Consider the following 12447-nt stretch of genomic DNA (forward strand, 5'->3'; position numbering starts at 1 on the left):
TACGTACGGTAGAGGGGTGGGCGTTGGTTGGAGTTCCGGTGGGTTTGGATCAACAGCAGGATCAAGTTCAAGGTCTTTTGATCTTAATACCCCGTCATTTCCAGATACCCCTGCCCCGCATGACTTCCGCTCAGTCGCACCGGCCCTTCCCAATACGGAATGCGCAAATCCATCCAGGCATTCGGGTTCAGCGCGGTGGTGCTGATGTCGAGGTGTTTGCCGGGGATTTTGATCGACCAGCGCACAGGCATCGAGCGCCCGGCGACTTTGGCGGTGTCTTGTGGTGTGAGGCTGATGTCGTCGCCATGCAACAGCTGCGTTTGCCCTTGGGCATCGATCCAGGTGCCGGTGAGGTAAGGCGCGCCGTCCTTTTGCCGCATGCGGTAGAGCATCACCTGTTCGCCGCTGTCCAAGTGCAGGGAGAACCAGTCCCAGCCGCTCTGGCTGGCGGTCAGGGGTTGGCTGCTCCATTCGCGGTCGAGCCATGCCGGGCCGCTGACCTGGTAGGTTTTGCCATCGATTTCCAGCGAGCCGCTGGCCTGAAAAAACGGCTGGCTGTAGTAGTACGAAGCCTGGCCCTGCTCGGATTTCTGACTGAAGCCTTTATCGCCTTGCAGCACCAATGGACGGGACGAAACCAGTCGCAGTTGATAGCCGAACCCCTTATCCCGAGCGCTGAGTTGCATGTCCGTCAAGGGACCGCTGAAGCGCCAATCATCGATCCACGCATTGAATGGCGCCACGCTCACCCCGGCCTGACCCACGCCACCACGGGCGTAGCGTTCAGCGGCGTGATGCACCGTGGCAGACGTGACCGCCGCATGCCCGAGCCAGATCGTCTGATCTGCCCAACCGGCCACCTCGGGCGTGGCCTTCAACGCACTGCGAAACAACGTCCATTGCACACCAAACTCGTGCCCCTGATCGTCCTTGAGATTAGCGGTGACGTACCACCACTCAATGCGAAAACCATCGTGCGGTCCATGATCCGCCGGAAAGCTGAACACGCGACCGGGCACCACCGGGGTAAACGCCGAAGCCTCACCGCCCAGGCCTGCAAAACCCTTCTCCACCGGAGCCGAGTTATCGCAGCCGCTCAACAACGCCAATAACAACAACCCGACCTTAATCCTCATGAGCAAACGTCCTCAGCAGATCCGCCGGTTGGGTGCGGTACAACGTGTACAACGGCCACGCCGACGCCAGTAACGTGGCGAGCAGTGCCAGCCCCATCAACTGCAGCAATTGCAGCGCAAATACCCGCAATGGCAGACGCCAGCCGAAGGCCTGGACGTTGATCACCGCGTCCAGACACCACGCCAGCGCGATGCCCAAGGGCAACGCCAAAATCAGCGTCAGCACCGCCAGCAACCACGTTTGCCCGAGGTTGAGCAGCATCAGTTGTCGCCGTGTCACGCCCAGCGCCCATAGCGGCGCGAGTTGCCCGAGGCGGCTTTGACTCTGGGTCAGCAAGCTGATGAATAGCGCCACGCCGGCCACGCCGAGGGTCAGGCTGTTGAGGGCGGCAGTGGCGGCAAAGGTGCGTTCGAATACTTGAGTGGACCAGCCCTTGAGCCGCGCCTGGTCAACAATGCGGCTGTCGTCGAGAGCGAAGCGATTTTGCAGTGCGGTAAGGAACGGCGGAATGGCCGCCGGGTCGATACGCACGTTGAAACGGTTGGGCGTGAGTTGCGGCCAGCCGCGCAGCAAGTGGTTGGCATTGACCAGCACGTGACCCTTGGGATTGCCATAGTCGGCGTAAATGCCAACGATCCGTGGCGACCACGAACCGTTGGGCGTCGGGATCGTCAGGTGATCGCCCAACTGCACCTTCAGCCGCCGAGCCAGTTGTTCACTGAGCATCAAGGTGTCGTCCTTGGCCAGACGCTCCCACGGGTTGTCGCCCAGGGCTTCCAGCAGCGGCCAGTGCTGGCGATAGCTCGGGTGATCGATCACGCCGTAGACGTCTGCTGGCCAGCCTTGCAGCTGGATAGACACCTGCCAGGTGGGCAGCACCGCCGTAACCTGTGGCTGCTGTTTGAGCCAGGTGTGCAGTTCGCGGGCCTGGGCCGGGTTTTGCGGGTTGAGGTAAAGCTCGGCGGTCAGGCGTTGTTCGAGCCAGTCGCTGAAGGTCTCGCGGAAGCCGGCGGTCATGCTGCCCGCACCGATGTTCGCCGCCAGCGCCAGCAGCAACGCCATCAACGCCAGGCTCAGGGCCGGCAGTTGCTGGCGGCAATCGGCGAGAAACCATTGACCGAGTACCGTGCGACTGCGGTGCAACACCAGATTGAGCACAGTGTTGAGCAGCACCGGCAGCGCCAGTGCGGCGCCGAGCAACAATGCGGCCATCAAAACAAAACCGCTGGCCAGGCTGTCGCCCCAGACCAATGCCAGCAGCGCGATCACTGCTGCCGTTGCAGCGACCCATCCCTGACGTCGCAACCACCGCGCATGGGCCTGATGCCAGGCTTGTGGATTGGCCAGGGCCAGCAACGGTAATCGCGCCGCGCGCAACAGGCTGTTGGCGCCGGCCAGTAACGCACCGAGCAGGCTCAAGCCGACACCGCTGAGCCACCACAGCGGACTCAAGCTCAACTGCCCCGCCACTTCGGCGCCGTACAAACCGCGCAGGCTGGCGGCGACATCCGGCAACAACACGCTCGCCAGCAGATAACCGCTGGCGACGCCGGCGACGCCTCCGATCAACGCCAGACCACCCAATTCGACGGTGAGGCAAGCGATCAACATCCGCGCGCTGACTCCGCAGGCGCGCAGGGTTCGCAGCAAGCCTCGTCGTTGTTCCAGCGCCAGGCCAATCGCCGCGTGCACGATGAACAGCCCGACCACAAATGACAGGAAGCCCAGGGCGTCGAGGTTCAGGTGAAAGCTTTCGGTCAGGCGCGCGAGGTTGTTTTCCTCGCCGCTGGTCTTGAGTTGGAGTTGGCCTTTGAATTGTTCGGGCAGCGGCGCAGTGAAATCCTTGGGCAGCAACAGGCGCGAGAGTTGATCCGGCAGGCCGAGGATCTGCTGGGCGAAGCCGATGTCCACCAGCAACACGCCGGGGGCCATGTCGGGTTGGGCGTGCAGCGGAGGCAAGGTCTGCCCGCTCTCTGAAACCGGTGTTTCACCTTCGCGCAATCCCAACGCCTGCAAGGTCTGTGGCGCTATCCAAGTACTGCCCGGCGGACTGAAAAATTCGACGATACGCTCCATCGCCAGCGCCTGCCCCGCCACGGCTGAACCGGCGGGCAACGACACCGGCTCGATGCCCATCAGTTGCAAGCGCTGATCGTCGTGCCCCTTGAGCGTCAGCCGGCCTTGCAACACCGGCGAGACCGGCCAGCCTGCCCGACGCAGGTCGACAAACAATTGCTGGGAAAACACCCCGCCACCGGGCGCACTCAGACTGGCCTGGGGTTCACCGCCGATCAACTGACTGGCCCGGGCGTAGCTTTCCCGCGCCTGACTGTTCAAGGCCTGCACGCCGGTCAGCAGACTGGTGGCCAGCCAAAGCCCGGTCAGCACACTGAAAAACTGCACCGGATGCTGCCGCCAATGGCTCAGCAGTGCGCGCAAGGTTTCACGAAAGACCCGCACCTTAAAGCGCGTCCGCGCCGGCCAGGCGACCATGGTGTAACACCACTTTTTCCGCCAGGCGCTCGGCAACCCGTGGGCTGTGGGTGACCATCAACAAAGTCGTCGGGCTGTCGTCGAGCAACTCCAGCAACAACTTCAATACTTCGTCGCTGGTGGCTTCATCGAGGCTGCCGGTAGGCTCATCGGCCAACAGCAGTTTCGGTTGCGAGGCCAGCGCTCGACCCAGTGCAACCCGTTGCTGCTGACCACCGGACAATTGCTCCGGATACCGTCGCAGCAAATCGCTCAAGCCCAGACGCCGCACCAGATGCGCCTGCCAACGCGAATCGTGGCGCCCGGCCAGGCGAGCCTGGAACGCCAGGTTGTCCTCCACCCGCAAGCTGCCAATCAGGTTGAACTGCTGGAACACCAGGCCGATTTCGGTGCGCCGCCAGTTCGCCAGTTGCCCTTCGCTCATCTGTTCCAGGCGATGCTCACCACTGCGGATGCTGCCGCGATCGACCTTGTCCAGCCCGGCGATCAGATGCAGCAAGGTGCTTTTGCCACTGCCCGACTCGCCCATCAGCGCCAGGCTGCTGCCGGGTTTCAGAGTGAGGTCGATGCCTTGCAGCACCGGCAGTGGACCTTGCGGGGTGGCGTAGCTTTTGAAGACGCCCTGAACCTGAAGCATGGGAAAACCTGATTGATGAGCGTGGTAAGGATAGCGGACTCACCTGAGCCCATGGACGACCTGTTAACTCTTACAGTAGCGGTCGATCAGATGCGAGTATCTAATACGTCACACAAGGAGTGTCTGATACCGAGGAGGGTTACCCCATTGCACCACGGCGTTACGCAGGACAGGTGCCACGATCATGAATATCTCCGTTAGCAAATACCTGAGCAAGCCGATAGTCATCGGGATTATCGCGGTCGGTCGTGAACCGAACTGCCTGGCGTTAGCCGTCCATGGTTCAATCGCCTGCGTGTGCAACAGCGAGGACAGCACGCTGTCGCTGATCGACACCCTTACCCTTCGCGTGAGCGCCGTCATACCGCTGCCGATCCAGCCGCTGGCCATCGCCATCGATTCCAAGGGCACCCGGGCTTACGTGACCGGGCTGGGCAAACCGCTGATGGTGGTGGTTGATATTCCGGCGCGCAAAATCATCGGCGAAATCGCTGCCAGCGAAGGGCATGCGATGGTGCTCGATGCCGAGGGTGACCGGGTTTATATCAACGCCAACCACCAGGTTTGCGTTATCGATACGCCGGTCGCAAAACGGCTCAAACGTATCGACACCGGCTCATTGAGCAGCGCCGCCGTCCTCGGGCGTGACGGCCGCCTGTTTTTTTGTGACTACCTGCACCACGAACTGAAGGCGATGAATACGGCGAACGACGAGATCGCCACGGTCCTGTCGCTGCCCGAGCCCTTTGAAGAATTCGCCCTCGGCCCTGCGGGCGACTTTGGCTACGTGCCATATCGGACGACCGAAGGGGTCGTCGCGAAGATCGATCTGTCGAGCCACGACGTGGTGGACCTGCTACCCGTCCCGGCACTGCCCCACGGTTTCACTCTCAACCTGGACGGTAGCCTGGCGTGTTGTTGCAGTGCGGCAGAACGGAGTGTCTCAATCATCGACACCTGGACGTGGCAGGTGATCAGCCGTTTCAAGGCAGGTCAGTATCCGCAGAGCCCGGTGTTCAGCGCTGATGGGAGGCGCCTGTATATCTGTGATGCTTCCGGGAATGCGGTGTGGGTGATTGCACTGGGTTGATGGCTTTGCGAGGCTCCCCTGTCACCGCGTTATCGTTCTTCGCGAGCAGGCTCGCTCCCACAGGGGAATGCATTTCAACGGTGGGAGCGGGCCTGCTCGCGAAGAGGCTCGCTCAGCCAACGACAATCTCACTGCCCCACCGCCACACTGGTCGCCGCCTGCCCCGGCGTCACAATCGTCTTCAAATCAATATGCTTCCACTCAGGTTTGGCCCCCAGCCGCGCATTGAAGCGATAGTTGAAAGTGAATTCATCCGCCGTCGCCACACTCAACGGCTTGCCATATATCGCTTCCACACCCGCCAGGTCGTAGCCCATCAACTGCAACAGCGTCGGGAAGATGTTGTAGTGACTGGAGCGGTCCTTGTTGCCGGCCAGTTGCGCCGACCAGTCCAGGGTCTTCAAACCACTGCCCTGAATCACCACCAACGGCACCAAGCCTTCCTCCTCCACCGGATCGCCACCGCAATGGGTGTTGAGCCCGGGATTGCCACGCTCATGCAGATCCTGCCCATGGTCTGAGGTGTAAATCAGCAATGCATGACTCAAATCCGCTTGAGCAAAAATCCGGGCGAAAAACTCCCCGACATTCCACAGCAGAGTGTTTTTGTAGGCGTTGCGGTACAGCACCCAATCGTCCGGCTGGCCACTGAAGCCATCACGCTTGCCGGTGTCGGCCACTTCGACAAACTGCCCGCGAGGCAAGGTCGGACGGTAGGCCATGAAGGCATCCGGGTATTTGTCGTGTACCGGAAAATGCGCGCCTACTTTGTTGATCACTACCAGTTCCGGTTTGTCGTCATTCAGCAGCTCGATCAACTTGGTCGCGGCCGCCATGTCGCGGTCGCGCACGCTGGTCTGGTCGAATTGCACAAACTCGTCGATGTCCTTTTTCTCGGCATCGTTCATCAGGTTCTGCAGGTTGCCGCCGGTACGTTGGGCGTCGATGTAGACAGTGCGCAACCCGGCTTTTTTCGCGTACTGCCAAATCGAAGGCTGCGTGGTGTTGATGCGCATGTAATCGGCGCGGGTGCCGCCGTAGCGCAGGGTGACGTTGGTGTCGGCGCTGCAATTGGCGATGGACGCCGCGTAGCCGTAATTGAAGATGTCGACGCCGGGGTGCGCCTCCTTGAGGTTGCTGTGCACACCGAACGGCGCGTTGATGTCCAGGTAGTTGCCGGAAATGCTCTCGTCGATGATCAGCACGATGTCGTGGCCAATGGGCTGATCGTTACGCGCCAGTTTCACCGGCTCCCGTGGGCCGACGGTATTGTGCAGCGATTCATAGGCAAACAGGTTCAGGTAGGCCAGCGGCGTGTACATGATCGGCAGCCCGCGCGCGCCCTCGCCGGCCCGCACGAACAACACCGCGCTGAGCAACAACACCCCCAGCACTGGCGCCGACACCAGCAACGCCCCCGGCAATGGCAACCGCCGGCGCGGTTTGAGGCCGATGCCGAACAGCAGCAACAAGCCACTGACCAGGCCACTGATCAGTGGCTCGCGGTACTGGTACGCGGCTTCCTGAATGAAACCGCCGGAATACACCAACGACACAAAGCTGCTGTAAGTCAGGTAATCGGCGGTCACTTTTGTATAAACGTCAAAGAACACCGCGGAGGCAAACAGCGTTAAAGCGAATAGATGTCTAATAAGCGTCTGGCGAATGTACGCGGTCATGAACAACGCCACTGTCAGCACCACGAACATCCCGCCAAATAGCAGCAACGGAATACCGATACCCATGGCATTCAGGCGCTCAAGGTAATAGTCGTAACTCTTGAATAAATAGAGAACTAACAGCAGTTCTTTGAGATATCGAATCATAGTATTCAAGGTGCTCGTCACAGGCATTTGGCCAATAGATTGTCGGCCATTTTTTGACACTAGCACCGGGCCATCAAACCGCAAGAAATGCCCGACTTTTTTGCAAAGCGTCAAAAAAACGTTGACTCAAATCTGACACACTCAAGGTGCTACAGCCCTTGTAATTCAAGCCTCTTGACCGTTTATCGTTTTCTTCGAAATGTGAAAAACCCGTCAAAACCGCGGCAAATCCAGCAGCAGCAAGCCTTTGATGGCCATTCGCCCCCAAAAACGGGGGTGTTCTAGCATTGCAACATGTCATTTTGCTGACACGAATTGCCAAGGCTGGGCTATACCCCTTTTGACAGTCTAAATCCTGATTTTTCCACCGTCTTACGAGGCACGCCAATATGGACGTGAGCGTATTTGGTACGGGCTACGTTGGCCTGATTCAAGCAGCAGCACTGGCCGATGTCGGACATCGCGTGCTGTGTGTTGATATCGATCCGAACAAGATCAAGCAGTTGCAACAGGCAGTTCCACCGATCAGTGAACCTGGACTTTCCGGCACGCTGGAAGAGAACATCAAGGCCGGCCGTTTACTGTTCACCACCCAGGCCAGCGATGCGGTTGAGCACGCCGAATTGATCTTCATCGCGGTCGGTACGCCAGCGGATGAAGACGGTTCTGCCGACCTCAGCCATGTATTGAATGTAGCCCGACAGATCGCCAGTTTCATGGAGGCCGATCGCACCCTGATCATCAAGTCCACCGTGCCGGTCGGCACCGCGGACAAGGTCGCCGCCGCCGCCAACGAAGAACTGCAGCGCCGGGGCAAAGCAGCCCTGATCGTAAGGGTCGTGTCCAACCCCGAGTTTCTCAAGGAAGGCAGCGCCCTGGCCGACTGCATGCGCCCGGACCGGATCATCGTCGGCACCAACGACGACGAAGCCCGCAACCAGTTGAGCGAACTCTACGCACCCTTTTGCCGCAACCATGAAAAGCTCATGTTCATGGACAACCGCAGCGCCGAACTGACCAAGTACGCGGCCAATGCGATGCTCGCCACCCGCATCAGTTTCATGAACGAGCTGGCCAACCTCACTGAACTGCTGGGGGCCGACATTGAAGCGGTGCGCAAAGGCATTGGCTCGGACCCGCGCATTGGTTATCACTTTATCTACCCCGGTTGCGGCTTCGGTGGTTCGTGCTTCCCCAAGGACCTGCGCGCCTTGCTGCACACCGCCGAACACAACGGCATGCCATTGCGTCTGCTGCGCAGCGTCACCGACGTCAACGACACGCAGCGGCACATTCTGTTCAGCAAACTCAAAGCCCAATTCCCTCAGGGCCTGGCCGGCAAATCCATCGCCGTCTGGGGCCTGGCCTTCAAGCCCAACACCGACGACATGCGCGAAGCGCCCAGCCGTTACCTGATGGATGCATTGTGGGCCGAAGGCGCGAGTGTGCAGGCCTATGACCCGGAAGCGATGTCCGAATGCCGGCGCATTTACGGTTACCGCAATGACCTGCACCTGTGCGCCACCCGCGACGACACCCTGGAAGACGCCGATGCGCTGGTGATCTGCACCGAGTGGAAGAATTTCCGGGTGGTGGATTTCGACCTGCTGGCGAGCAAATTGCGCTCCAAGGTGATCATCGACGGACGCAACCTCTACAACCCGGAACAGGTCGCCGCCGCCGGTTTGCATTACAGCGGCATCGGCCTTCGGCACATCGTTCCGGAGGTGCTGCGCCCATGAATATTCTGGTGACCGGAGCGGCGGGATTCATTGGTGCCCATTGTGTGTTGCGGCTGTTGCGCGACGGGCACCGGGTGTGCGGGCTGGATAACTTCAACGACTACTACGACCCGCAACTCAAGCACGATCGCGTGCGCTGGGTGCAGGAGCAAGTCGGCAGTTTCCCGCTGGCAAAGATTGACCTGGCCGACGCCCCGGCCATCGAAGCATTGTTTGCCCGTGAGCAACCGGACGTGGTGATTCACCTCGCCGCCCAGGCCGGGGTGCGCTACTCGCTGGACAACCCGAAGGCTTATCTGGACAGCAACCTCAGCGGGTTCCTGAACATTCTCGAAAGCTGCCGTCACCATCCGGTGAAACACCTGATCTACGCCTCGTCCAGTTCGGTGTATGGCGCCAACCAGCACACGCCCTACTCGACCCATGACGGCGTCAATCACCCGCTGTCGTTGTACGCGGCCACCAAGAAAGCCAATGAGCTGATGGCCCACAGTTACAGCCACCTGTTCGGCATCCCCAGCACCGGGTTGCGCTTCTTCACGGTCTACGGGCCTTGGGGTCGGCCGGACATGTCGCCGATCCGTTTCGCCCAGGCGATTGTCGAGGGTAGCCCGTTGAAGTTGTTCAACTACGGCCAGCACCAGCGCGACTTCACCTACATCGACGACATCGTCGAAAGCATCGCCCGCCTGGCCGATCGGCCACCAAGCATCTCGCCAGACTGGGACCGCGAACAACCGGATGCGGCCAGCAGTATGGCGCCGTGGCGAATCTACAACATCGGTGGCGAACACCCGGTGGAACTCAAGGATTACCTGGCCCTGATGGAAAAGCACCTGGGCCGAAAAGCCAATGTCGAGCTGCTGCCCCTGCAAGCGGGCGATGTGCTCAACACGTGCGCCGATGTCCACGAACTGGAACAGGACACCGGTTTCCACCCGCGCATCGAGCTCGACGAGGGCCTTCGCCGTTTCGTCGCCTGGTTCCGCGATTACTACCCATTGCACGCCCATGCGCCGCTCGCGGCTGAGTTACAGGGCTGAAAGCTACAGCGGAGGAGTCTATGACTGGACATGAAAAAGGTGTGCCACTCCAGAATCTGCGTCGTGACAAACGCCTGGACCCAGAGCACCGAATGCGCCTCGACACCGCGATCCACATGCAGGGTCGCGGCTGGATGACCGGTCGCGACGGTGGTCGGCCCTGGACGTTGTCGCGTACCAATCGGGTCGTGGCGTGCTTCGGAGCCCTGATGATTCTGCTGTTGATCTCGCCGCTGTTACTGGGCCTCGCCCTGGCGATCAAATTCAGCAGCCCGGGCCCGATCATGTTCGTGCAAAAACGCACCGGCTATCGCGGCCGCTCGTTCGGCATGTACAAGTTTCGCACCATGGTGGCCAACGCGGAGGAGCTCAAAGAGTCCCTGCGCCACCTGAACAAGCACGGTGCCGATGCTATCGATTTCAAGATCGACAAGGACCCGCGCATCACCCGCATCGGTGGATTCCTGCGGCGCAGCAGCCTCGACGAGCTGCCCAACCTGATCAATGTGTTTACTGGCGACATGCGCCTGGTGGGCCCACGGCCGACCTCGTTCAGCGCCTACCGCTACAAGGATAACCACCTTGCACGCCTGAGCATCTACCCCGGCATGACCGGCCTTTGGCAGATCTCCGGGCGCAGCAATATCGACTTCGACCAGCGCGTTGAGTTGGACCTCAGCTATATCGCCGAGCAGAGCCTGTTGCTTGATCTGAAGATCCTGTTGAAAACCCCCTTCAAAGTATTCAGCGGCCACGGAGCGAGTTAAATGGACGGTTCATCCACCAAAAGCCTAAGCATCGCCAACCCGAGCGAGTCCAATCTGACTTCGACCGTGCTCGATCAAGATCTGCGGATCCTATTCCTGACCGCCGCCAACCCCGGCGCGGGCACCACCACCAGCGCTCTGGTGCTGGCCAGCCAACTGGCACAGATGAGCAGCGGCCTGGTGCTGCTGGTCGACGCCAGCCAGTCGGCGACCAACCTCACGGCCCAGCTCGGCTTGCAGAAGGAACGCGGTTTTCGCGACCTGCTGTTCAGCGCCAATACCCCGCCGCTGCTGCAGGATTGCGTGGTGCAGGTCTCCAGCCTGCCTTTCCACGTGTTGCCCAACGGTCGGCACGTGCGCGGCAACGAGCACCTGACCGCCGAACGCCTGAGCCCGTTGCTCGACCAACTGGGCAGTCGTTATCGCTTTGTGGTGATTGACGGCGACGCGGTGTATTCGGCCGCAGACACCCTGGTCATCAGCACCCAGGTCGACGGCGTGATCATGGTTGTGCGCTCCGAGGACACTCGTTGGGAAGTGGCCCAGGCCTCGGTCCAGCGCCTGACCCAGGCCGGGGCAAAACTGGTCGGCAGCGTGTTCAACCGACGCAAGTACTACATGCCTAAGTGGCTCTACAAAAACCTGTAAGCAATCAGAAAAGGATGACGCCATGAACGCCAAAATGCTTGTCCTGCTGTTGCTGCCGCTTGCAGGTTGCTCCAGCAATACCGAAACCCAGAGCATGCCGGTGCAGATCCTTACGGCCTCGCCGGCCAACGCCCAGGCCACCGACATGCCCAGGGTCGAACAGACCTTGCGGCCCCAGGATGTGCTGGACGTGATCTTCCACATCAGCACCAGCGGCTCGGGCGCCTACCGCGTGCAGTCCGGTGACCAGATCGGCCTGAATTTCACTGCGGCCAGCCAGCTCAACGGCAATCAACTGGTGCTGCCCGACGGCACCATCGAACTGCCAGGGGCCAATACGTCGGTGAAAATCGCCGGGCTGACCTCAGAGGAAGCGCGCACCGAAATCCAGCGTGTCTATCAGCGCAAACAGCTGTTCCAGCCCAATCGCAATCAGCTGACGGTGCAAATCATCAGCCCGCTGAGCGATGAATCAAACCTCAAAAGCGCGCTGAACCACCCGGCCACCGGCATGAGCCGGGAGATCACCGTGGGCACCGACGGCTATGCGAGTTTCCCGGAAATCGGCGCGGTGCCGCTGCAAGGCATGACCGTCAACCAACTGGAAACCTTCCTCAACAAACGCTACGCGCAGTTACCGGGGCGGATGACCGTCGACGTGTTGCTGAAGTCCACGGCGGGCAACGAAATCTATGTGCTGGGTGAAGTCGGCCAACCGGGCTCCTACCCGATTCGCCGGCCGGTCTCGGTACTGGAAGCACTGACCCTCGCCCGTGGCACCAACGTCAAGGCGCGGCTCGATTCGGTGGTGATCATGCGCCGCAACGGCAACCAGGTTCAGGCCCAGCGCTACGACGTGGAAAAAGCCCTGGCCGGCGATGCGTCGCAGATCGCCTACCTGCAACCGGACGACATGCTCTACGTGCCCAAGACCAAACTGGCCAGCGCCGGTGAGCTCGCGCGGCAACTGGCAGATGTGGTGCTGTTCCAGGGCGTGGGCTTCAGCTTCGGCTACCGCGTCGACAACAAAGACAGCAATAACAACAACTGACTCTCAGGTGACC

Annotated in this window: 10 protein-coding genes; 6 read left to right on the forward strand and 4 right to left on the reverse strand. The window is 60.6% G+C overall.

The window, feature by feature from the left end; genetic code table 11:
• Positions 1-83: 83 nt before the first annotated feature.
• The 3 genes from ACWIKB_RS28595 to ACWIKB_RS28605 are packed head-to-tail and all read right to left on the reverse strand — an operon-like array spanning position 84 to position 4267.
• The gene (locus tag ACWIKB_RS28595; RefSeq protein ID WP_475270865.1) at positions 84-1136 is read right to left on the reverse strand and encodes a lipocalin-like domain-containing protein; all 1053 of its coding nucleotides are present in this window, start codon (positions 1134-1136) and stop codon (positions 84-86) included.
• On the reverse strand, positions 1126-3597 hold the full coding sequence (locus ACWIKB_RS28600; protein ID WP_475270935.1) for an ABC transporter permease: 2472 nt from the start codon (positions 3595-3597) through the stop codon (positions 1126-1128). The genes ACWIKB_RS28595 and ACWIKB_RS28600 overlap by 11 nt, the downstream gene beginning before the upstream one ends.
• Position 3598: 1 nt before the next feature.
• The gene (locus tag ACWIKB_RS28605) at positions 3599-4267 is read right to left on the reverse strand and encodes an ABC transporter ATP-binding protein (RefSeq protein WP_475270867.1); all 669 of its coding nucleotides are present in this window, start codon (positions 4265-4267) and stop codon (positions 3599-3601) included.
• A gap of 184 nt (positions 4268-4451) precedes the next feature.
• Between ACWIKB_RS28605 and ACWIKB_RS28610 the strand changes: the two genes are divergently transcribed.
• Complete coding sequence (locus ACWIKB_RS28610; protein WP_475270869.1) at positions 4452-5357, forward strand: YncE family protein; 906 nt, start codon at positions 4452-4454, stop codon at positions 5355-5357.
• A gap of 128 nt (positions 5358-5485) precedes the next feature.
• On the opposite strand, the gene ACWIKB_RS28615 is transcribed toward ACWIKB_RS28610, so the two are convergent.
• Positions 5486-7183, reverse strand: coding sequence for a sulfatase-like hydrolase/transferase (locus tag ACWIKB_RS28615; RefSeq protein ID WP_475270936.1), 1698 nt, complete (start codon positions 7181-7183; stop codon positions 5486-5488).
• Positions 7184-7572: 389 nt separating this feature from the next.
• Here ACWIKB_RS28615 and ACWIKB_RS28620 point away from each other — a divergent pair, with 389 nt between their 5' ends.
• From ACWIKB_RS28620 to ACWIKB_RS28640, 5 genes are read left to right on the forward strand one after another with little or no spacing between them, the layout of a single operon-like run.
• Positions 7573-8925, forward strand: a complete 1353-nt coding sequence (locus ACWIKB_RS28620; protein WP_475270871.1) for a UDP-glucose dehydrogenase family protein — start codon at positions 7573-7575, stop codon at positions 8923-8925.
• Positions 8922-9968 (forward strand): NAD-dependent epimerase, encoded by a 1047-nt coding sequence (locus ACWIKB_RS28625; RefSeq protein WP_475270873.1) that lies wholly within the window; start codon positions 8922-8924, stop codon positions 9966-9968. Before ACWIKB_RS28620 ends, ACWIKB_RS28625 begins: the two co-directional genes overlap by 4 nt.
• Positions 9969-9988: 20 nt before the next feature.
• Positions 9989-10735, forward strand: coding sequence for a sugar transferase (locus ACWIKB_RS28630; RefSeq protein ID WP_475270875.1), 747 nt, complete (start codon positions 9989-9991; stop codon positions 10733-10735).
• Entirely contained in the window at positions 10736-11383 is a 648-nt protein-coding gene (locus ACWIKB_RS28635) for a CpsD/CapB family tyrosine-protein kinase (protein ID WP_475270877.1), read from the forward strand.
• 22 nt (positions 11384-11405) lie between these two features.
• The gene (locus tag ACWIKB_RS28640) at positions 11406-12434 is read left to right on the forward strand and encodes a polysaccharide biosynthesis/export family protein (protein ID WP_475270879.1); all 1029 of its coding nucleotides are present in this window, start codon (positions 11406-11408) and stop codon (positions 12432-12434) included.
• Positions 12435-12447: the final 13 nt, after the last annotated feature.

It is taken from the genome of Pseudomonas sp. 5Vm1k, assembly GCF_056161485.1.